The sequence below is a fragment of the Pseudomonas sp. QS1027 genome, assembly GCF_002814235.1.
GTDB lineage: Bacteria > Pseudomonadota > Gammaproteobacteria > Pseudomonadales > Pseudomonadaceae > Aquipseudomonas.
The window spans coordinates 289,715-314,744 of record NZ_PHSU01000004.1; the positions used below are offsets into that span (position 1 = coordinate 289,715).

At 65.6% G+C, this 25,030-nt stretch carries 2 protein-coding genes (1 of these 2 only partly in view); both read left to right on the plus strand.

Annotation, left to right across the window (positions count from 1 at the left end; all coding sequences use genetic code 11):
* Complete coding sequence (locus CWE01_RS05095) at positions 1-9,495, plus strand: non-ribosomal peptide synthetase (RefSeq protein WP_100939442.1); 9,495 nt, start codon at positions 1-3, stop codon at positions 9,493-9,495.
* A protein-coding gene (locus CWE01_RS05100; protein WP_100939443.1) for a non-ribosomal peptide synthetase crosses the window boundary here: on the plus strand, positions 9,492-25,030 show its 5' portion. It continues 2,236 nt past the right edge of the window; only the first 15,539 of its 17,775 coding nucleotides appear in the window; the start codon lies at positions 9,492-9,494; its stop codon lies beyond the right edge, outside the window. The genes CWE01_RS05095 and CWE01_RS05100 overlap by 4 nt, the downstream gene beginning before the upstream one ends.

Here is a 25,030-nt window from a genome sequence, read left to right on the forward strand (position 1 = left end):
ATGACTGCTGCCGACGTATTTCCCCTGTCCGCCGCTCAACGTGACATCTGGTTGGACCAGATCAGCCGAGGCGACTCGCCGCTCTACAACATTGGCGGCTACGCGGAACTCGCCGGGCCCGTGAATCGGACGCTGCTGCAGCGAGCCGTGGAGCAGTTGGTGGCCGCCCATGATGGGTTGCGCACCGTGTTGCTGCCGGGGGCCGGGGCGGACGGCTTGCCGCTCCAGACCTTCGCGGCCACCTTGCCGGTGCCCTTTCCGGTGCACGATCTGCGGGATCACCCCGAACCGCTCAACACCGCCCTGATGCTGATTCGCGAGCAGATGCAACGCCCCTTTGCCCTGGATGGAAGCCCGCTGGTGAGCTTCTCGTTGTTCTGCCTTGCCCCGGACCAGCACTGGCTGGCCATTCACGCCCATCATCTGAGTCTCGACGGCTGGGGCTTCGGGCAACTGCTCAAGGCACTGGGTGAGCATTACACGGCATTGGCCGAGGGTGATGCTGTCGAGATCAAGGGCTCGTCCTACGCCGAGTTCATCGAGGACGACGCACGCTACCAGGCCTCCACCCGCTATGCCCGGGACCAGGCCTACTGGCTGGACAAGTACCGCCATCTGCCGGAGCCGCTGTTGGCGCCGCGTTACCACAACCGCCGCGTGACCGACCCGGCACCGTCCCACACCTGGGTACAGGCCTTTCCAGCCGCGCTGCACACCCGCATGCAGCAGTTCGCCGAACGCTGCGGCGGCTCGGCATTTCATGTGCTGCTGGTGGCCTTGCACGTCTACTTCACCCGCACCGCGCAGCGCGACGACTGGGTTGTCGGCCTGCCGTTGCTCAACCGTGGCGGCGCACGTTTCAAGGCGACCCTGGGCCACTTCGCCCAGGTCAGCGCGGTGCGCATGGCGTTCGCCGAGGGGCTGACGTTCGAGGCGCTGGTCGCCGAGGTACGCGACACCCTCAAGCGCGATTTCCGTCACCAGCGTTTTCCCTTGAACGAGCTGAATCGTAGCCTGGAGCTGTCCCGTGAGGCGCGCGCGCAGCTGTTCGAAGTGTCGGTGTCCTATGAACAGGATGACCATGACTACCGCTACGGCGAGGCCCGGGCGCATGCGGTGAAGGTCTCCAATGGTTATGAGGCCACGCCCCTTGCCGTGCATTTGCGCAGCAACCGCTACAACGACAAGGCCTGGTTGCACCTGGTCCATCATCGCGCCTGGTTCGATACGGCCGAGGTCGAGGCCCTGGCCGGGCGGGTGCTGCAAGTACTGGAGCAAGGCCTCGAAAACCCGGGCCTGCGGGTGAAGGAATTCGACCTGCTCACGCCTGTCGAACGCCGGCAGATGAACCGCTGGAACGACACCGGCGTGGCCTTTGCCGGTGCGCAGATGATCCACCCGCGCATCGAGGCCCAGGCCCGAACACGCCCGGACGCCGTGGCGGCGATGCACCAGGGAAGAAGCCTGACCTACGGGGAACTCAATCGTCGAGCCAATGGCTTGGCGCAATGCCTGATCGAACTGGGTGTGCGCCCTGAAGACCGTGTCGCCATCGTGGCCCGTCGCGGCCTGGAGACCCTGGTGGGTCTGCTGGCGATTCTCAAGGCCGGTGCAGCCTATGTGCCCATCGACCCGGCTCATCCGCGCGAGCGCCTGGCCTATCTGCTGGACGACAGCGCACCCGCCGTGCTGCTGACCCAGGCGGCCCTGGTTGATCGCCTGCCACCTGTTGTCGTGCCGCTGATTGAACTGGATCGTTGCGACTGGGGCCACGCGCCCAAGGGCAATCCCCAGGTCGCGGGCCTGGCTAGCCACAACCTCGCGTACGTGATCTACACCTCGGGTTCCACGGGGCAGCCGAAGGGCGTGATGGTGGAGCACCGCATGCTCGCCAATCTGGTCGACTGGCATTGCGATGCCTTCGCGCTAGGCGAGGGCGGACACGCCTCCTGCCTGGCCGGATTCGGTTTCGACGCCATGGCCTGGGAAGTCTGGCCGACCTTGTGCGCCGGTGCGACCCTGCACCTGGCACCGACCCAGGACAGCGGCGAAGATATCGATGCCTTGCTGCGCTGGTGGCGTGCGCAGCCGCTGGACGTCAGCTTCCTGCCCACTCCCGTGGCCGAATACGCCTTCAGCCAGGCCGAGGAACACCCGACCCTGCGCACCTTGCTGATCGGCGGTGATCGCCTGCGCCAGTTCGCTCGCAACCGCCGCTATGGGGTGGTGAACAATTACGGCCCGACCGAAAGTACCGTGGTCGCTACCTCGGGACAGGTGCTGGCCGATGGGGTTTTGCATATCGGCGGGCCGATCGCCAATACCCAGGTTCATGTGCTCGACGAGCAGCTACAGCCGGTGCCGGTGGGAGTGATCGGCGAGTTGTATATCGGCGGCGCGGGTGTCGCCCGTGGCTACCTGAACCGGCCGCAACTGACCGAGGAACGCTTCGTCGCCGACCCCTTCAGTCGCGAACCGCAGGCGCGGATGTATCGCAGCGGCGACCTGGTGCGCTGGAATGCCGACGGCACCCTGGACTACCTGGGGCGCAACGACGACCAGGTGAAAATCCGTGGCGTGCGCATCGAGTTGGGCGAGATCGAAGCGGTCCTCGCCGACCAGCCCGGGGTGAAGGACGCGGTGGTGCTGGTGCGGGATGAATACCTGCTGGCCTGGTTCACCGAAGCCTCTGCGCTGGACCCGGAGGTGCTGCGCCAGGCCCTGCGGGCCCGTCTGCCAGGCTACATGGTGCCGCGGGCGTTCACGCGCCTGGCCGCTTTGCCGCTGACCAGTCATGGCAAGCTTGACCGTCGTGCGTTGCCGGACCCGGATCCCGCTGCGCTGCTGGGGCGCGTCTACGAGGCGCCGCAAGGCGAGGTGGAAATCGCCATGGCCGCCATCTGGGCGCAGGTGCTGGGTGTGGCGCGGGTCGGGCGGCATGACAACTTCTTCGAGCTTGGCGGTCATTCGTTATTGGCGGTGAACCTGGTGGCGCGTCTGCGCGAGGCTGGGCTCAAGGCCGATGTACATGTGCTGCTCGGCCAACCGACCTTGGCGGCCCTGGCGGCATGCGGGGACAATGGCCAGGAGGTGGCGGTGCCGGCCAACCGGATAGCGGCCGATTGCACACGGATCACGCCAGACCTGTTGAGCCTGGTCCAGCTCGATCAGGCCGCCATCGACCGTATTGTCGCCAGCGTGCCCGGTGGCGTCGCCAATGTGCAGGAAATCTACCCGCTGGCGCCGCTGCAGGAAGGGATTCTCTATCATCACCTGAGTGCCGGGCAGGGCGACCCGTACCTGTTGCAGTGGCGTCTGGCGTTCGACAGCGTGGAGCGTCTGCAAGCCTGGGCCGGTGCTCTGCAGCAGGTGATCGATCGCCACGACATCCTGCGTACCAGCGTGGTCTGGGAGGGGCTGGAAAAACCGCAGCAGGTGGTCTGGCGCAAGGCCGAGCTGGCGGTGCAGGCCATCAGCTTCGACGCTGGCGATGGGTCCGTCAGCGTCGTTGAGCGTCTGCGCCAGCGCTTCGACGCCCGCCAGTATCGTCTCGACCTGTCCCAGGCGCCGCTGATGCGCCTGGTGTATGCCCACGACCCGATCAATCGCCAGGTGATCGCCTTCCTGTTGTTCCATCACCTGGTGCTGGATAACACCGCGATGGAGGTGGTCAGCCGTGAGATGCAAGCCTTGCTGTTCGACCAGCAGGCGGACCTGGGCGCGCCGGTGCCTTACCGCAACTATGTGGCCCAGGTACTGCTCGGCAACGACGGGGCCAGCCATGAAGGGTTTTTCAGCGAAATGCTTGGCGATGTCGACGAGCCGACCTTGCCCCTCGGCGTACAGGATGTGCGCGGCGATGGTCGCGATATTGAAGAGGCCCGTCGCCTGCTCGATAGCGACCTCGCCCTGCGCGTGCGGGAACAGGCGCGTCACCTGGGCGTCAGCGCCGCCAGCCTGATGCACCTGGCGTGGGCGCGGGTGCTGGGCGTGCTCGCCAACCGCCAGGATGTGGTGTTCGGCACGGTCCTGTTGGGACGCATGCAAAGCGGCGAGGGCGCTGATCGAGCCCTTGGCGTGTTTATCAATACCTTGCCGTTGCGGGTCGATACCGCCACAGGCGTGCGCGAGGCGCTGAAGGCTGTGCATGGGCGGCTGTCGGCCTTGCTTGCCCATGAGCATGCCTCGCTGGCGCTGGCCCAACGTTGCAGTGGCGTGTTGGCGGCGTCGCCGCTGTTCAGCGCCTTGCTCAATTATCGTCACAGCGCCGCCGTAAAGCCGCGTGATGGTCAAGGCCTGTGGCAGGGCGTGCGGGTGCTCGGCGGCGAGGTGCGCAGCAACTATCCGCTGACGCTGAGCGTCGACGACCTGGGCGAAGATTTCGATCTGCAGGTGCTGGCCTTGGAAGGCATCGGTGCCGAGCGCGTCGCCGGCTGGATGCACAACACGCTGGCGCAGATGGTCCAGGCCCTGGAACGGGCGTCGCCGGTAGCGCTGGATACGCTGTCGATTCTGGGCGCGGAGGAGCGCCGACAGGTGCTGGTGGACTTCAATGCCACGGCGCAAGCCTTCCCCCGGGGCCAGACCGTGCATGCCCTGGTCGAGGCCCGGGCCGCCCGTTCGCCGCAGGCACCTGCGGTGGTCCAGGGCGGGCAAGTCCTGACCTGCGCCGAGCTCAACCAGCGCGCCAACCGCCTGGCGCATCACCTGATCGGTCTCGGCGTGAAGCCGGACGAGCGAGTCGCCTTGTGTCTGCACCGGGGGATGGAGCGCCTGGTCGGTCTGTTGGCGGTGCTCAAGGCCGGTGCCGCCTATGTGCCGGTGGACCCGGCCTATCCGGCCGAGCGCATCGCCTATCTGCTACAGGACAGCGCGCCACGGGTGGTACTGGCCGAGGGCGCGACCCTCGATCTGGTCGGTGATGTTCCTCGGGTGGACCTGGACCAGGATGCCTGGCATCACGAGTCGGACAGCAACCCAGAGGTACCCGGTCTGCACGACGGCCATCTGGCCTATGTCATCTACACCTCCGGGTCCACCGGCCAGCCCAAGGGCGTGATGGTCGAGCATCGTACCCTCAACAACCTGGTGCACTGGCACGCCCAGGCGTTCGACTTGCGCGCCGGCAGCCACACTTCCAGCATCGCCGGCTTCGGTTTCGACGCCATGGCCTGGGAGGTCTGGCCGGCCCTCTGTGCCGGGGCCGTGCTGCATCTGCCGCCGGTCGAGGTCGGCAACGATCAGATCGATGCGTTGCTCGACTGGTGGCTGGCGCAGCCGCTGCAGGTCAGTTTCCTGCCCACCCCGGTGGCCGAGCAGGCCTTCAGGCGAACGCACCAGCACCCGACCCTGCGAACCCTGCTGATTGGCGGCGACCGTCTGCGCCAGTTCGATCGCGAGCCGGGTTTTGCCGTGATCAACAACTATGGCCCCACCGAGACCACGGTGGTTGCCACCTCTGGACGGGTGCGCGTGGGGGGCTCGCTGCCTATCGGCGCGCCGATCGCCAACACCTGCAACTATGTGCTGGACGAGCAACGCCAGCCCGTGCCGGTGGGCGTGATCGGCGAGCTGTATATCGGCGGCGCGGGTGTCGCCCGTGGTTACCTGAATCGGCCGCAACTGACCGGGGAGAGCTTTGTCAGCGATCCGTTCAGCAGCGAACCGCAGGCGCGGATGTATCGCAGCGGCGACCTGGTGCGCTGGAACGCCGACGGCACCCTGGATTACCTGGGGCGCAACGACGACCAGGTGAAGATTCGTGGCATGCGCATCGAATTGGGCGAGATCGAGGCGGTCCTTGCCAGCCAGCCTGGGGTGAAGGACGCGGTGGTGCTGGTGCGTGGTGAGCGCTTGCTGGCCTGGTTCACGGAAACCTTTGCCGTGGACCCTGACACGCTGCGCCAGGCCCTGCGGACCCGTTTGCCAGGTTATATGGTGCCGCTGGCCTTCACGCGCTTGGAGACTTTGCCCCTGACCAGCCACGGCAAGCTCGACCGTCGAGCCTTGCCGGACCCGGATCCCGCCGCTCTGGCCGGGCACGTCTACGAGGCCCCGCAAGGTGAGGTGGAGGTCCTTATGGCCGGGCTCTGGGCGCAGGTGCTGGGCGTGGAGCGGGTAGGGCGACACGATAACTTCTTCGAGCTGGGCGGCCATTCGTTGCTGGCGGTCAGCCTGGCCGAGCGACTGCGCAACGCCGGTTTGAATGTGGACGTCCGGGTGCTGCTGGGCCAGTCGACCGTGGCCGCTTTGGCGGCTTCCGTCGGCAAGGGCCGCGAGGTCGTGGTGCCGCCCAACCGGATACCGAGCGGCTGCACGCGGATCACCCCCGACCTGTTGAGCCTGTCCCGTCTCGACCAGGCGGCCATCGACCGTATTGTGGCCACAGTGCCGGGTGGTGCCGCGAATGTGCAGGATATCTACCCGCTGGCGCCGTTGCAGGAAGGCATTCTCTATCACCACCTGACGGCCGAGCAGGGCGATCCATACCTGCTGCAGTTGCGCATGACCTTCGACAGCCTGGAGCGTCTGCAGACGTTGGCCGAGGCTTTGCGCAAGGTGGTCGCGCGCCATGACAGCCTGCGTACCGCCGTACTCTGGGATGGCCTGGAAAACCCGCAGCAGGTGGTCTGGCGCGAGGCCGAACTGCTTGTCGACGAGGTCCCTCTCGCGCAGATCGACGCCGAAGCCGACTCGGCCCGCATGGACCTCAGCCGGGCACCGTTGATCCGTCTGGTTTACAGCCACGACCCTGGCAGCGCGCGTCTTTCGGCTGCGCTGCAGTTCCACCATATCGTCGTCGATGCCACGGCCCTGGAAGTGATGCGCGAGGAGATGCTTGCCGACCTGCGAGGCGAGCCCGCTCCTACCCGGCCCGCCGTGCCTTACCGCAACTATGTGGCCCAGGCGCGCCTGGGTGTCAGCGAGGCGGAGCACGAAGCGTTCTTCCGCGAGCAACTGGGCGATATCGACGAGCCGACCCTGCCGTTTGGCCTGCGCGATGTCCAGGGCGATGGGCGCTTTATCGAAGAGGCCCAGCAGGCACTGTCTGACGATTTGATGCAGCGCTTGGGCAGTCAGGCGCGGCAACTGGGTGTCAGTGTCGCCAGCCTGTTTCACCTGGCCTGGGCCCGTGTGCTGTCAGCCGCCACCGGTAATGACCGCGTGGTGTTCGGCACGGTGCTGCTCGGTCGCCTGCAAGGGGGGGCTGGTGCCGATCGTGGCATGGGTATGTTTATCAATACCCTGCCGCTGCGGGTCGACCTGGGCACTACCGGTGTACGCGAAGGGGCACGTGCTACCCACGCCCGTCTCGCGGCGCTGCTCGGCCATGAGCATGCCTCCCTGGCCCTGGCCCAGCGTTGGAGCGGCGTGGCCGCGCCGTTGCCGCTGTTCAGCGCCATGCTCAACTATCGGCACAGCGCGGGGCAGGCCAGGCAGGATGCGCAGCGTGAAGCCTGGCGCGGCCTGGAAATCCTGGCCAGTGAAAAGCACACCAACTATCCGCTTGGCCTCAACGTCGATGACTTTGGCGATAAATTCCGCCTGACCGTCATGGCCCCGCCCCAGGTCGGTGCCCGGCGTGTCTGTGGTTATGTGCAGCAGGTGCTGGTTGGCCTGGTCGAGGCCCTTGAAAAGCGTCCCGACTTGCCGCTGCAGCGGTTGCCGGTGCTGGACGCCGAGGAGCGTCAGCGGGTGCTGGTGGGGTTCAACGCCACCACGGTCGAACACGATCTGGAGCACACTCTCCACGGTCTTTTCGAGACCCAGGTTGCACGTACGCCGCAGGCTGTGGCGCTGCGGGCCGAAGGTGCGCAACTGAGCTATCAACAACTCAACGAACAGGCCAACGGCCTGGCCCATCATCTGATCGGCCTGGGGGTTCAGCCCGGCGACCGGGTGGCGATCTGCGTCGAGCGCGGCGTGTCCATGGTGGTCGGGCTGCTGGCCATCCTCAAGGCCGGTGGTGCCTATGTGCCGTTGGACCCGGGCTATCCGCGCGAGCGTATCCACTACATGCTCGAGGACAGCGCGCCGGTGGTGGTACTGATGCAGGCCGCGACCCGTGAGCTGCTGGGTGAGGAGCGTGCGCTACAGGTCAATCTTGAGAGTGCCGCCTGGAGCCCGCAGCACATCGACAATCCGCGTATCGCCGAGCTGACCCCGCGTCACCTGGCGTATGTGATTTACACCTCCGGTTCCACCGGCATGCCCAAGGGCGTGATGGTCGAGCACCGTGGAGTGGTCAACCTGGTGCACTGGACTTCGCGGTTGTGCCCGCCCACGCGGGGTGGCGCGTTGCTGCACAAGACCCCGATCAGCTTTGACGCTTCGGTCTGGGAACTGTTCTGGCCACTGTGCGCCGGCGTGCCGCTGGTGTTGAGCCGTCCGGATGGCCAGCTCGATCCGGCTTATCTGGTGCGGCTGATTCGCGAGCAGCAGGTCAGCGTGGTGCAGTTCGTGCCGGCCTTGCTCCAGGCCTTCCTCAACCTGGAGGAAAGTGCTGGCTGTGACGGCTTGAGCGATATCGTCTGCGGCGGTGGCGAGTTGAGCGTGGCGCTGGCCGAGCAGGTGCGCAAGCGTCTGCCCTCGGTGCGCCTGCACAATGTCTATGGGCCGACCGAGACCACGGTGGACTGCAGCGCCTGGACCCTGGAGCCCCACGAGCCGGTACCGCACACGGCATTGCCCATCGGCCTGCCGATCAGCAACACCCGCCTGTATGTGCTGGACGCCTGCGACCAGCCAGTGCCGCTGGGTGTGAGCGGTCAGTTGCATATCGGTGGTGCCGGGGTGACCCGTGGCTACCTGAACCTGCCTGAACTGCAGGCCGAGCGTTTTATCGCCAGTCCCTTCGTCGCCGGCGACCGCTTGTACCGCAGCGGCGATCTGGTGCGCCAGCGGGCGGACGGCAACCTGGAGTTTCTGGGGCGTAACGACGATCAGTTTAAGCTCCATGGATTGCGTATCGAACCGGGCGAGATCGAGGCGTGCCTGACGCGCCAGCCGGATATCCAGCAGGCCGTGGTGCTGGTCCGCGACGATCAACCCGGTGGCCAGCGGCTGGTGGCCTACTACACGGGCAGGCTGCTGCCGGTCGAGGCTTTGCGTGACGCGCTGCGGGCGCAACTGCCGGACTACATGGTTCCGGCGCTGTATGTGCACCTCGAGGCGTTGCCCTTGAGTCCCAACGGCAAGCTGGATCGCAAGGCCTTGCCGGCACCGGATGCCGATGCCGTGCTGGCGCGGCCCTACGCGGCGCCGGAGGGCGAGATGGAAATCCTCCTGGCGCAACTCTGGGCCGAGATGCTCGGTCTCGAGCGGGTGGGGCGACACGACAACTTTTTCGAACTGGGCGGCCATTCGCTGCTGGCGGTCAGTCTTACCGCGCGACTACGCCAGGAGGGCCTGGAGGCCAATGTCCGGGCGCTGTTCGAACAACCGACGCTGGCAGGCTACGCAGCTATCACAGAGAGCATGGAGATTATCCTGTGAGCATCAATGAACTCTTGGCGACACTGAAGGCCAACGATGTCCACCTGACGGTCAAGGACGGCCAACTGGTGGTGAAGGGCAACCGTCTGGCACTGAGTGCCAACGGTCTGGTGGAAAAGCTGCGCGAGCACAAGCCGGCACTGATCGCGCTGCTTGAGCAGGACCCGTCCCTGATGAGCAAGCGCGATGCCTCGGCATTTCCGGCTAACGGCATTCCGCCCGGTTGCACGCGCATCACGCCCGACATGCTGACCCTGGTCGCCCTCGACCAGACCGCTATCGATCAACTGGTCGAGGCCGTGCCGGGTGGGACGGCCAATATTCAGGACATCTACCCGCTGGCGCCTTTGCAACAAGGCATCCTCTACCACCACGTCAGCGCCACCCAGGGCGACCCCTACGTGATGCACGTGGACTTCGCCTTTGCCGACCGCGAACGTCTGCTGGCCTTTGTCGAGGCGCTGCGCCAGGTGATCGCGCGGCACGATATCCTGCGCACGTCGGTGCACTGGCAGGGGCTGGAAACACCGGTGCAGATCGTCTGGCGTCACGCCGAACTGCAGGTCGATACGTTGCTGGCTGGTGCGGATACCACCCTGGATCTTGGCCAGGCGCCGCTGATTCGGTTGGCCTGTCGCGAGTACGCACAGGACCGCGGTGTGCAGGCGACCCTGTTGTTCCACCACATCGCCATGGACCACAGTGCCCTTGAGGTGGTGCGTCAGGAAATCCAGGCCTGCCTGCTCGGCCAGGCCGACCAGTTGGGTGCGCCGGTGCCGTTTCGCAACTACGTGGCCCAGGCACTGCTCGGTGTCAGCGAGCAGGAGCACGAAGGGTTTTTCCGCGACATGCTCGGCGACCTCGACCAGCCGACCCTGGCCTACGACCTGCAGGACCTCAGCGGTGATGGCGCTGACATTGAAGAACACAGCCTGGGCCTGGACCTCGCGCTGTGCCAGCGTCTGCGCACCCGGGCCCGCAGCCTCGGCGTCAGTGTTGCCAGCCTGTTCCACCTGGGCTGGGCGCGGGTGCTGTCGGGGCTGACCGGGCATCAACGGGTGGTCTTCGGCACCGTGCTGATGGGGCGCATGCTCGGCGCCGAGGCCACCGAGCGGGCCCTGGGCATCTTCATCAACACCTTGCCGCTGCGCCTGGACCTGGGCGAACAGACCGTGCAGGCCGCCGTCATGGCCACCCATCAGCGCCTGACCGCGCTGATGCGCCACGAGCATGCGCCGCTGGCCCTGGCCCAGCGTTGCAGTGGCGTGGCCGCGCCGACACCGCTGTTCAACGCCTTGCTCAATTATCGCCACAGCGCGCCGCCCCAGGCAGGCGGCGAGACCTGGCAGGGCATTGAAGTGCTGCATGCGCAGGAGCGTAGCAACTACCCGCTGGTCCTGAGTGTCGACGATCTGGGTGAGGCCTTCAGCCTTACCGCGCAGACATCACGCGGCATCGATGGGCGGCGCATTTGCGCCTATCTGGCGTGTGCGATGGAAAACCTGCTGGACAGGCTGGAACGCGCACCGCAGACCCCGGTCGAGCAGTTGGGCATGCTTCCCGGTGCCGAGCGCAGCGAATTGCTGGAAGGCTTCAATCCCCATCGGACAGCTTATGAAACCCACCTGACGTTGCACCAGCGCATCGAACAGCAGGCACTTGAACAACCCGATGCGGTGGCGGCGCAAGTAGGTGGGCGGCGTCTGAGCTATGGTGAACTGAATCGTCGCGCCAATGCCCTGGCCGGTCACCTGATCAGCCTCGGCGTGCGCCCTGATGATCGCGTGGCGATCCTCGCCCGGCGCAGCCTGGATACCCTGGTCGGTCTGTTGGCGATTCTCAAGGCCGGTGCCGGTTATGTGCCGGTCGATCCGGCACATCCGGACGAGCGAGTGGGTTACCTGCTGGACGACAGTGCGCCCGTGGCGGTGCTGACCCAGCACGCATTGCTCGGGCGTCTGCCGGCGTTGGCTGTGCCGGTGATCGCCCTCGATCGCCCTGACTGGCCGGAGCAGGCCGGCAATCCTCATGTGCCGGGGCTGACATCTGCAAACCTGGCCTATGTGATCTACACCTCCGGCTCCACCGGGCAGCCCAAGGGTGTGATGGTCGAGCACCGGACTCTCAATAACCTGGTGGATTGGCATTGCCAGGTCTTCGACTTGCACGCCGGTAGTCATACCGCAAGTGTCGCCGGTTTTGGTTTCGATGCCATGGCCTGGGAAGTCTGGCCAGCCCTGTGTGCGGGGGCTGTTCTGCATCTTCCGCCAGCCGATATCAGTAACGAGCAGCTCGACGCGTTGCTCGACTGGTGGCTGGCCCAGCCGTTGGAGGTGGCGTTCCTGTCGACGCCGGTGGCGGAGTACGCCTTCAGTCGCGACTTGCGTCACCCGACGCTGCGTACCCTGCTGATCGGCGGCGACCGCCTGCGTCAGTTCCATTCGGACCCGGGCTTTGCCGTGATCAACAACTACGGCCCGACCGAGGCCACGGTGGTTGCCACCTCGGGCCGGTTGTTGCCGGGTGGCGGGCTGGATATCGGCAAGCCGATTGCCAATACCCGGGTTTATCTGCTCGATGAGCAACAGCAACTGGTGCCATTTGGCGTCGCGGGTGAACTCTATGTGGCTGGTGCCGGTGTGGCTCGCGGCTACCTGAATCGCCCGGAGTTGACTGCCGAGCGCTTCCTCGATGACCCCTTTGCCGAGCAACCCGGCGCACGGATGTACCGCACCGGTGACCTGGCATGCTGGAATGCCGACGGCACTCTGGATTACCTGGGCCGCAATGACGATCAGGTGAAGATTCGTGGGGTACGCATCGAACTGGGCGAGATCGAGAGCCAGCTCGGCCAGTTGTCGGGTATCGAGGAAGCGCTGGTCGTGGCCCGTGAGGACGAACCCGGTCAGCCTCGGTTGGTGGGTTATTTCACCGAACGGGACGATGTCACGCCGCTGACGTTGGGTGAATTACGCGCCGCGCTGTTGGCCCGGCTGCCTGGCTACATGGTGCCCAGCGCACTGGTCCGACTGGACAGCTGGCCGCTGACCGCCAATGGAAAAGTCGACCGCCGTGCCTTGCCGGCGCCGGACCGCGAGGCGCTGCATACGGGGGAGTACCAGGCGCCGCAGGGCGAAACGGAAATGGCCCTGGCCGAGATCTGGAGCGAGCTGTTGCAGGTCGAGCGGGTAGGGCGTCACGACCGCTTCTTTGAGCTGGGCGGTCATTCCTTGTTGGCGATGCGCCTGGTTTCCCAGGTGCGTCAGCGCCTGGGCGTCGAGTTGAGCCTGGCAGATATCTTCGCCCAGCCGGAACTGGCGGCATTGGCCCAGGTGCTGGCCCAGGCAGCCGTCAGCCGTCAGCCGCCGATCGTGCCGGTGTCCCGCGACCAGGCCTTGCCGTTGTCGTTTGCCCAGCAGCGCCTGTGGTTCCTGGCGCAACTGGATGGTGGCAGTTCGGCTTATCACATCCCCGCCGGGCTGCGTCTGCGTGGCAGTCTGGATCGCATTGCCCTCAAGCAGGCACTGGATCGCATCGTTGCCCGTCACGAATCGCTGCGCACCACCTTTGTCCAGTGGCAGGGCCAGGAAGTGGAGCAACGCATCGCCCCGGCTGATATCGGCTTCAGCCTGCAATTGCATGTGCTGGCCGGGCAGGCAGAGGCGGAAGAAGAGCTGTTGTCCATCGCCGCCGAAGAGGTTCGCGAGCGTTTTGACCTTCTGCGTGGGCCGCTGGTGCGTGGGCGTCTGGTGCGCATGGCCGATGACGATCATGTGCTGCTGGTGACCCTGCACCACATCATCGCCGATGGCTGGTCCGCCGGGGTCCTGACCCGCGAGCTGGGCGTGCTCTACGAAGCCTTCCGCCAGGCAGAGGAGGATCCGCTGCCGGCGTTGCCGGTGCAGTACGCCGACTATGCGGCTTGGCAGCGCAACTGGCTGACAGGCGAAGTGCTGCAACAACAAGGACAATACTGGCAACAGGCCCTGGCCGGTGCACCGGTTTTGTTGACCTTGCCGAGTGATCGACCGCGTCCGGCACAGCAGGATTACAGCGGGCATAGGCTCGGCCTGGTCCTCGATGCTGACCTGACTCGTGGTCTCAAGGCCCTGAGTCAACGGCAGGGCACCACCTTGTTCATGACGGTCATGGCCGCCTGGGCTGCGGTGCTGAGCCGGCTGTCCGGGCAGGATGACGTGGTGATCGGCACGCCGGCGGCCAACCGCCTGCGCGCCGAGGTGGAGGGCTTGATCGGCTGCTTCGTCAACACCCTGGCGGTGCGTGTCGATCTCTCGGCAACCTTGAGCGTCGAAGCCCTGCTGCAACAGGTCAAGCGCCAGACCCTGGCCGCTCAGACCAATCAGGACCTGCCGTTCGAGCAGGTGGTCGAGCTGGTCCGTCCGCAACGCAGCCTGTCCCATAGCCCGATTTTCCAGGCGATGCTGTCCTGGCAGAACAACGAGAACGTCGATCTGGCACTCGGCGATCTGACCCTGCAGGGCCTGGAGAACAGCGGTCACACGGCCAAATTCGACGTGCTGCTGGACATGGCCGAGGAGGGGGATTGCCTGTTCGGCAATCTGGAATACGCCACGGCGTTGTTCGACGAGTCGACCATGCAGCGTTGCCTGGGTTACCTGGAAGCCATGTTGCGTGGGATGGCGGCCGATGAGCGGGCGTTGGTGGCAGAGATTCCATTGCTCGACGATGAACAGCGCCAGCACTTGTTGGAGGGCTTCAATGCCACCGCGGTCGACTATCCGCAGGATTTGACCTTGCATGGCCTGTTCGAGGCGCGGGTTGCCAGTTGTGGTGACTCGGTAGCGGTCGTCGACGAGAAGGGCAGCCTGACTTACGACGCACTCAACCGTCAGGCCAACCGTATCGCCCATCGTCTGATCGGCCTGGGCATTGGTCCGGATGATCGGGTGGCAATCTGTGTCGACCGCAGCCTGGAAATGGTTGCAGGGTTGATGGGGATTCTCAAAGCCGGCGCTGCGTATGTGCCGCTGGACCCGGATTATCCGATTGATCGCCTGACCTACATGCTGGAGAACTGTGCTCCTGCTGTAGTCCTCACCCAAGAGGCTTTGCGTGCGGTGCTTCCAGCAAGCAGCGTACCGGTACTGTTGCTCGATCCTGAGCATGCCGAGCGTGAAGGTTTCCTCGCACAATCGGATAGCAATCCGCTGCGGGCTGAAGTCCGCCCAGAGCATCTGGCCTATGTGATCTACACCTCCGGTTCTACTGGTCAGCCGAAAGGCGTGATGAACGAACACCGTGGCGTGGTCAACCGCTTGCTGTGGATGCAGGACGAATACGGCCTGGATGCTTCGGATAGCGTGTTGCAGAAAACCCCGTTCAGCTTCGACGTCTCGGTCTGGGAGTTCTTCTGGCCTCTGTTCAACGGCGCGCGGCTGGTGATGGCGCGTCCAGGCGGTCATCGTGACCCGGGCTACCTGCGTGAAGTGATTCGCGAGCAGAACATCACCACCTTGCACTTCGTGCCGTCGATGCTGGATCTGTTCCTAGCCCATGGTGAGGCCGGAGACAGTGGTCTGCTGCGGGTGATGTGCAGCGGTGAGGCTTTGCCAGGGCATCTGGTGCGACGCTTCAAGCAGCAGTTGCCGGAAGTTGGGCTGTTCAACCTGTATGGTCCGACCGAAGCTGCCGTGGACGTCACGGCCTGGGATTGCGCCGGTCCTCTGGGCGAAACGCCGGACAACACGCCTATCGGCAAACCGGTGGCGAACACGCGGATCTATCTGCTGGACTCCAGCCGTCAGCCAGTACCGTTGGGTGTGGCAGGCGAGCTGTATATCGGTGGCGTGCAAGTAGCCCGCGGTTACCTGAACCGTCCAGAACTGAGCGCCGAACGCTTCCTCGATGATCCGTTCACCGCCGGGCGTATGTACCGCACAGGCGACTTGGGCCGCTATCTGCCGGACGGCACGGTGGAATACCTGGGCCGTAACGATGACCAGGTGAAGATCCGTGGTTTCCGTATCGAACTGGGCGAAATCGAAGCGCGTCTGGCCGCTTATCCTGGCGTCAAGGAAAGCGTAGTCCTGGCACGGGAAGACAACCCTGGCGAAAAACGCCTGGTGGCTTATGTCACGGCGCAGCAGCCTGAAACGCTGCTGGAGATCGAAAGCCTGCGCGCTCATCTACAAGGCGCACTGCCGGAATACATGGTTCCGGCAGCCTACGTGCAACTTGATGCACTGCCATTGACCCCTAACGGCAAGCTGAATCGCAAGGCGTTGCCGGCGCCAGATGGTGGCGCATTGATCAGCCGTGAATACGAGGCTCCACAAGGGGAAGCCGAAACCGTACTGGCGCAACTCTGGGCGGAATTGCTCAAGGTCGAGCGCGTGGGCCGGCACGACAACTTCTTCGAACTCGGTGGTCACTCGCTATTGGCCGTCACGTTGCTCGCTCGCATGCGCCAGTTGGGCTTGAGCGCGGATATCCGCGTGTTGTTCGCTCAGCCGAGCCTGTCGGCGCTGGCAGCGACAGTCGGCGGCAGCACGGAAATCCTGGTGCCAGCGAACTTGATCCCTGACGCCTGCGAACATATCTCACCGGACCTTTTGCCTCTGGTGACACTGGACCAGACGCAGATCGACCGTATCGTCGCGAAGGTCCCCGGTGGCGGCGCCAACGTGCAGGACATCTACCCATTGGGGCCGTTGCAGGCGGGTATTCTTTACCATCACCTGGCAGCGGGCGAAAACGACCCTTATTTGCAGCAGACACGTTTTGCCTTTGCCAATTACGCACGTCTGGACGCGTTCTGTAACGCCCTCCAGCGTGTCATCGAGCGCAACGATATCCTGCGCAGCTCGCTGTTTTGGGAAGGATTGCCGGCGCCGGTACAAGTGGTCTGGCGTGAAGCCCGTTTGCAGGTCGACGAGATCGCGCTGCACGACATGAACAACGCAGCCCCCATGGCCCTGACCCAGGCGCCACTGTTGCGCCTGGTGTACGCCCCTGACCCGGGTCACGGGCGGATCCTCGCCGTGCTGCGCTTCCACCATGTGGTCATGGACCATGTCGCCCTCGACGTCCTGAGCCACGAGTTGCAGGCCGTGCTGCTTGACCAGGAGCAACAACTGGCGGCTCCAGTGCCGTACCGCAACTATGTGGCCCAAGTACAGCAAGGGCCTGGCGATGGGGCCCATGAAGCCTTCTTCCGCGAACAATTGGGCGATATCGACGAGCCGACCTTGCCTTACGGCCTGCTGCCGGCCGCCGAAGAGGAAACGCCGCGCGAGGCCCGGCTGTCCCTGGACAAGGCCTTGGGTCGTCAGGTACGCGATCAGGCCCGGCAGTTGGGCGTCAGCGCCGCGAGCCTGATGCACCTGGCCTGGGCGCAAGTGCTGGGGCAGTTGTCCGGCCGCGACAGCGTGGTGTTCGGCACCGTGCTGCTCGGGCGCCTGCAGGGTAGCGAGGGGGTGGAGCGGGCCCTGGGTGTCTTCATCAACACCTTGCCGCTGCGCATCGATCTGGGCGTGCAGTCCGTGCATGAGGCCGTGCTGGACACCCACCGCCGGCTCAACGGCCTGCTCGCCCACGAACACGCGCAACTGGCCCTGGCCCAGCGTTGCAGTGCCTTGCCAGCCGGTGCGCCCTTGTTCAGCACGCTCTTCAACTATCGCCACGGCACAACGGCCCCGGCTGTGGATGAGGCGACTCGCTCGGCCTGGAATGGCATTGACCTGCTGCACGCCGAAGAGCGCAGCAACTACCCGCTGGCCCTGAGCGTCGATGATCTGGGCGATGGCTTCAGCCTGACCGCCCAGACGGCATGGAGCATCGATCCGCAGCGAATCTGCGTTTACCTGCACCAGGCCGTGGCCGCCCTGGTGCAGGCCTTGGAGCAGGACCCCGGAAAGGGCCTGGAACAACTGTCCGTGTTGTCGACGGGCGAGCGTCGGCGCCTGCTGGTCGACTTCAATGACACCGGTCTCGACTACCCGCGCGAGCAACCGGTACACCGCCTGTTCGAACAGCGTGCGGCCCGTCATCCCCATGCGTTGGCCGCCGTGCACGGCAAGCACGCGCTGACCTACGGCGAACTGAACACTCGCGCCAACCGCCTGGCCCACTACCTGATGGCGCAAGGGGTCAGGCCGGACGAGCATGTGGCGATCCTGTTGCCGCGCTCCCTGGACTTGCTGATCGGCCAACTGGCCATCGGCAAATGCGCGGCGACCTATGTGCCACTGGACGTCAATGCGCCGACCGAGCGTCTGGGCTACATGCTCCAGGACTGCCAGGCGGTCAGCGTGCTGGCCCACAGCGGGATGCCGCTCGACTTCGCCATCCGGCGCATCGACCTGGACCGCGTGGCCCTGGACGACCAGCCGACTCAAGACCCGGACCTGACGCAAAGGTCCGACAGCGTCGCCTATGTCATGTACACCTCCGGTTCCACGGGGGCGCCAAAGGGCGTCCGTGTATCCCATCGCGGTATCGCCCGGCTGGTGTTGAACAACGGTTATGCCGACTTCAATGAACGCGACCGCATGGCCTTTGCTTCCAACCCCGCGTTTGACGCCAGCACGATGGAGATCTGGGGCGCCTTGCTCAATGGCGGGCAGGTACGGGTGATCGATCACTCGACCCTGGTGGATCCGACCCGCCTGCGTGTGGCCTTGGCCGAGGAGGGCATCAGCGTCCTGTTCCTCACCACGGCCCTGTTCAACCAGTATGTGCAACTGATCCCCGAGGCGCTGCAAGGCCTGCGCCTGCTTCTCTCCGGCGGCGAGCGCGCGGACCCGACGGCTTTCCGCCGGTTGCTGGGGCCGGCGCAAGGCCTGCGTCTGATCAACGTCTACGGTCCCACCGAGACCACCACCTTTGCGACCTCCTGCGAAGTGCGGACAGTGGCCGACGGCGCGGAGACGATCCCGATCGGTCGTCCCATCGGCAATACCCGCGTCTATGTGCTGGATGCCCATCGGCGCCTGGCCCCTTTGGGCGTGGTCGGTGAGCTGTATATCGGCGGCGACGGGGTGGCCAGCGGTTACCTCAACCGGCCTGAGCTGACGGCCGAGAAGTTCCTGGACGACCCGTTCAGCGAGCAGCCGGGGGCCAGGATGTACCGCACCGGCGATCTCGGTCGCTGGCTGGAGGATGGCCAGCTGGAATGCCTGGGGCGTAATGACGACCAGGTGAAAATCCGTGGTTTCCGTATTGAGTTGGGCGAGATTGTCAGTCGCCTGCATGAACTGCCGGGGATTGCCGAAGCCGTGGTCATGGCCCGCGAGGACGAGCCGGGCGGGGTACGCCTGGTCGCCTATTTCACCTGCCATCCGGACGTCGAGGTGCTGGCACCGGCGCAGATGCGTGTGGCGTTGCAGGCCCATCTGCCGGAGTACATGGTGCCGGCGGCGTTCGTCGAGTTGGCGGCATTGCCCTTGACGGCCAACGGCAAGCTCGACCGCCGGGCGCTGCCGAAACCGGAGCGCTCGGCGCTGTTCGGCCTGGCCTACGAAGCGCCCGAAGGTGAGTTTGAACCGGCCCTGGCGAAGATCTGGGGCGAGGTGTTGCAGGTGGAGCGGGTCGGTCGCCACGATCACTTCTTCGACCTGGGCGGGCATTCACTGCTGGCCATGCGCATGGTCTCCCAGGTGCGTCAGCAGTTGGGGGTGGAGTTGCCTCTGGGTGAACTGTTTGCCCTCGGCGAGCTGGCCGCTGTGGCCGCCGTTCTGTCCGCTGCCGGACGCAGCGAATTGCCGCCTATCCAGCCGGCCCCGCGGGATCAGCCGTTGCAGTTGTCGTTCGCTCAACAGCGGCTGTGGTTTCTGGCGCAAATGGAGGGTGGCAACCAGGCCTACAACATTCCCCTGGCCTTGAGCCTGCGCGGTAGCCTGGATGTCGGCGCGCTGGGGCGGGCGCTGGAGCGCATCGTCGAGCGTCATGAGGCCTTGCGCAGCGCTTTCGTCCCCCGTGACGAGGGTGCGCAGGTCGTGATTGCGGCCTTGTCAGCCGAGACCTTGCTACAGCGCGAGGATCTTCGCCGGCAGCCCGACGCCTTGGCCTCGCGCCTGCGGGAGGAAGCCGCTGAGGCGTTCGATCTGGTCCAGGGGCCGCTGGTCCGTGCACGACTGTTGCAACTGGATGAGGACCAGCATGTGCTGTCGCTGACCGTCCACCATATCGTCGCCGACGGCTGGTCGATGGGCGTGCTGATTCGTGAGCTCATGGCGCTGTACCCGGCCTTGCGTCAGGGCCAGGACGATCCACTGCCGGCGCTGGCGATCCAGTATGGCGATTACGCCGCGTGGCAGCGGCGCTGGCTGGCCGGTGAGCGGCTGCAACGTCAGGTCGCCTATTGGCGTGAGACCCTGGCCGATGCACCGACAGTACTGATGTTGCCCATCGATCGACCGCGGCCGGCCCAGCAGGACTTCGCCGGTGCCAGTCTGGCGATCCGTCTGGGCGCGCAGTTGAATGCAGGCCTGCGGGCCCTGGCGCAGCGTCGTGGCGTTACCTTGTACATGGTGCTGATGGGCGCCTGGGCGGCGCTGCTGGCGCGGTTGTCAGGCCAGGCGCAGGTGGTCATCGGCAGCCCCGTGGCGGGCCGTGGCCGCGCCGAGTTGGAGGGTCTGGTCGGTTTGTTCGTCAACACCCTGGCGGTGCGTATCGACACGGCCGGCAAGCTGACCGGTGCGGCGCTGCTGGAACGGGTCAAGACCTGTGTGCTGGAGGCCCAGGATCATCAGGATCTGCCGTTCGAGCAGGTGGTGGAGATCGTGCGGCCGACGCGCAGCCTGGCCCATGCGCCGTTGTTCCAGACCACCCTGAACTGGCTGGCCGGTGAAAGCACGCTGCCGCCCCTGGACGGGTTGGTCATCGCGCCGGTGGAGCAGACCAGTCAGGTGTCCAAATTCGACCTGTCGCTCAACCTTGGCGAGCAGGGCGAGGCGTTGGTGGGGTCGCTGGAATACGCCACCGCCCTGTTCGACGAGGCGACCGTGCGTCGTTATGCCGGATACTTCGAGCAACTGTTGCAGGCCCTGGTGACCGACGACCAGGTCGTGCTCGAGCAGTTGCCGCTGGTGGGCGACGTGGAGCGTCGATATCTGCTTGAGACGCTCAATGCCACCGGCCTGGATGTCCCGGCGGGGCAGAGCATTCATGCCTTGATCGAGGCCCAGGCGTTGCGGGCACCGCAGGCCCTGGCCGCCCAGGTCGGCGAGGACCGTCTGAGTTATGGCGAACTGAACCGTCGGGCCAATGCCCTGGCTCATCATCTGATCGGCCTCGGCGTGCGTCCCGACGACCGTGTGGCGATCCTCGCCCGTCGCGGGCTGGATACCCTGGTCGGCCTGCTGGCAATCCTCAAGGCCGGTGCCGCTTATGTGCCGGTCGATCCAGCGCACCCGGATGAGCGCGTCGGCTACCTGCTGGACGACAGCGCGCCCGTGGCGGTACTGACCCAGCAGACGTTGTTTGCCCGCCTGCCAGAGCTGGCCGTGCCGATGATTGCCCTGGATCGCCCTGATTGGCCGGAACAGTCCGGCAATCCGCAGGTGCCGGGGCTGACACCTGAAAACCTGGCCTACGTGATCTACACCTCCGGCTCCACCGGGCAGCCCAAAGGGGTGATGGTTGAGCACCGCACCCTCAACAATCTGGTGCACTGGCATTGCCAGGCCTTCGACTTGCACGCCGGCAGCCACACCGCCAGCGTCGCCGGCTTTGGTTTCGACGCCATGGCCTGGGAGGTCTGGCCGGCGCTGTGTGCCGGGGCCGTGCTGCACTTGCCCCCGGCCGAGATCGGCAACGAACAGCTCGATGCACTGCTCGACTGGTGGCTGGCCCAGCCGTTGGCGGTGGCGTTCCTGCCGACGCCCGTGGCCGAGTACGCCTTCAGCCGCGACCTGCGTCACCCGACGCTGCGTACCCTGCTGATCGGCGGCGACCGCCTGCGTCAGTTCCCTCGGGATCCCGGCTTTGCGGTGATCAACAACTACGGCCCGACCGAGGCCACGGTGGTTGCCACCTCGGGCCGGCTGTTGCCGGGTGGCGGACTGGATATCGGCAAGCCGATCGCCAATACCCGGGTTTATTTGCTGGACGAGCAACTGCAACTGGTGCCATTTGGCGTTGCGGGTGAACTGTATGTGGCGGGTGCGGGCGTGGCCCGTGGCTACCTGAACCGTGCGGACCTGACCGCCGAGCGCTTCCTGCGCGATCCGTTCAATGCCGATCCGCAGGCACGGATGTACCGCACCGGCGATCTGGCGCGCTGGAACGCTGACGGCACGCTGGACTACCTGGGCCGCAATGACGATCAGGTGAAGATTCGTGGCGTGCGCATTGAGCTGGGTGAGATCGAGAGCCAACTCGGTCAGTTGTCGAGCATCGAGGAAGCGCTGGTCGTGGCCCGCGAGGACGAGCCGGGCCAGCCACGGCTGGTGGGCTATTTCACCGAGCGGGCCGACGTCGCGCCGCTGGCATTGAGTGAGTTGCGCGCCGCGTTGCAGGCCCGACTGCCGGGCTACATGGTCCCCGGCGCCCTGGTTCGGCTCGATGCCTGGCCGCTGACCGCCAACGGCAAAGTCGACCGTCGTGCCTTGCCGATACCGGACCGGGAGGCGCTGCTCACGGGTGAATATCAGGCGCCGCAAGGCGAACTGGAAGTCGCCCTGGCGGAGATCTGGAGTGAACTGCTGCAGGTCGAACGGGTAGGGCGCCATGACCACTTCTTCGAATTGGGTGGGCATTCCCTGTTGGCCGTAACCCTGGTGGCACGCATGCGTCGCCTCGGGCTGGAGGCCGATATCCGCGTGCTGTTCGCCCAGCCGACACTCGCCGCCCTGGCCGCTGCCGTGGGCCGTGGCCCGAAAGTGCAGGTACCGGCCAATCGGATCGGCCTGGATTGTTCACGCATCACCCCGGACCTGTTGCCCCTGGTGGCGCTGGACCAGGGGGCGATCGACCGGATCGTCGCCAGCGTGCCGGGCGGTGTGGCCAACGTTCAGGATATCTACCCGCTGGGGCCGCTGCAGGCCGGTATCTTTTACCACTACCTGGCGTCCGGCGACGGCGATCCCTACCGCCTGCAGGCGCGTTTCGCCTTTGCCGACCGCGCCCGCCTGGACGCCTTCTGCCAGGCGTTGCAGCGGGTGATCGCGCGCCACGATGTGTTGCGTACCGCGCTGTGCCGGGAAGGTCTGGAAACGCCGGTGCAGGTGGTCTGGCGTCAGGCTCGACTGCCTGTCGTCGAGGTGGCGCTGGCGGCACTGGACGACCCTGAACCCTTGGATTTGACCCAGGCGCCGCTGCTGCGTCTGGTCCATGCCGATGACCCGGCCAATCGACGGATCGTCGGTGTGCTGCTGTTCCACCATCTGATCATGGACCATGTGGCCCTCGAGCTGCTGAGCCACGAACTGCAAGCGATGCTGCTCGACCAGGAGGCGCAACTGCCGGCCCCGGTGCCATACCGTAACTACATTGCCCAAGCCTTGCTGGGACCGGGCGACGGGGCCCATGAAGCGTTTTTCCGCGAACAGCTGGCGGGTATCGACGAACCGACCTTGCCGTATGGCCCGGCTTCGCTGCCGGGCGCTGACGTACCCGGCGAGGCCCGGCAGCGACTGGACGCTATCCTGTGCCGGCGTGTTCGCGAGCAAGCCCGTAGCCTGGGCGTCAGCGCCGCGAGCCTGATGCACCTGGCCTGGGCCCAGGTATTGGGGCAGTTATCCGGGCGCGACAGTGTGGTGTTCGGCACCGTACTCCTCGGCAGGTTGCAGGGCAGCGAAGGGGCGGAACGGGCCCTGGGGGTGTTTATCAATACGTTGCCGCTGCGTATCGACCTGGGCGGCCAGACGGTTCGCGACGCCGTATTGGAGACCCATCGTCGGCTCACCGGCCTGCTCGCCCACGAGCAGGCGCCGCTGGCCCTGGCCCAGCGATGCAGCGCCTTGCCGGCAGGTGCGCCGTTGTTCAGCGCGCTGTTCAACTACCGCCATGGCGCCGCGCCTCAAGGTGGCGATAAAGCCGCCAGCGTGGCCTGGCAGGGCATCGAACTGTTGCAGGCCAAGGAGCGCAGCAATTACTCGCTGACCCTGAGCGTCGACGATCTGGGCGAGGCCTTCGACCTGAGCGCGCTCAGTGCAGCGGGTGTCGATGCACGGCGCGTCTGCGCCTACCTGGCGTGCGCGATGGAAAGCTTGTTGGACGCACTGGAACAGGCACCACAAACCCCGGTCGATCAGTTGGACGTTCTGCCTCGCGCGGAACGGAGTGAACTGCTGGAGCATTTCAATGCGCAACGGGCTGATAGCGAGTCGCGGCTGACGCTCCACCAGCGCATCGAACAACAGGCGCTTGAGCGTCCTGATGCCGTGGCCGCACAAGTGGGAGAGGGCCGTCTGAGCTACGGCGAACTGAACCGTCGCGCCAATGCCCTGGCTCACCACTTGATCGGCCTCGGCGTGTGTCCCGACGATCGCGTGGCGATCCTGGCCCGGCGTAGCCTGGATACCCTGGTGGGGTTGTTGGCGATTCTCAAGGCCGGTGCCGCTTATGTGCCGGTCGATCCGGCGCACCCGGACGAGCGCGTCGGCTATCTGCTGGACGACAGCGCGCCCGTGGCGGTGCTGACCCAGCACGCGTTGTTGGGACGTCTGCCCGAGTTGAGTGTGCCGCTGATCGCCCTGGATCGCCCGCACTGGCCGGAGCATGGGGACAATCCGCAGGTGCCCGGGCTGACACCTGGACACCTGGCTTACGTCATCTACACCTCGGGCTCCACGGGCCAGCCCAAAGGCGTGATGGTCGAGCACCGGACCCTCGGCAATCTGGTGGACTGGCACTGCCAGGCTTTCGACCTGCACGCCGGCACTCACACCGCCAGCGTCGCCGGTTTTGGTTTCGACGCCATGGCCTGGGAGGTCTGGCCGGCGCTGTGTGCCGGGGCCGTGCTGCACTTGCCGCCGGCCGAGATCGGCAACGAACAGCTCGATGCGCTGCTCGACTGGTGGCTGGCTCAACCGCTGGAGGTGGCGTTCCTGCCGACGCCGGTGGCCGAGTACGCCTTCAGTCGCGACCGGCAGCATCCGACGCTGCGCACCTTGCTGATCGGTGGCGACCGTCTGCGCCAGTTCAATCGCGACCCGGGCTTTGCCGTGGTCAACAACTACGGCCCCACGGAAACCACGGTGGTGGCCAGCTCCGGGTTGATGGCGGTGGGCGGGGTGTTGCATATCGGCAAGCCAGTGAGTCATGCCCGGCTCTACGTGCTGGATGAGCGTCGCGAGCCGGTGCCCCTGGGCGTGCCCGGCGAGTTGTATGTCGGTGGCAGCGGTGTGGCTCGTGGTTACCTGAACCGTCCGGAATTGACTGCCGAGCGCTTCCTCGACGATCCGTTTGCCGGGCCATCTGGTGCGCGGATGTATCGCACCGGCGATCGGGTGCGCTGGCTGGCCGACGGCACCCTGGAGTACCTGGGGCGCAACGACGATCAGGTGAAGATTCGCGGCATGCGCGTTGAGTTGGGTGAGATCGAGCGGCA

Coding starts and splice junctions, on each gene's coding strand:
- CWE01_RS05095 (WP_100939442.1), top strand. CDS start 1: ATGACTGCTGCCGACGTATTTCCCCTGTCCGCCGCTCAACGTGACATC.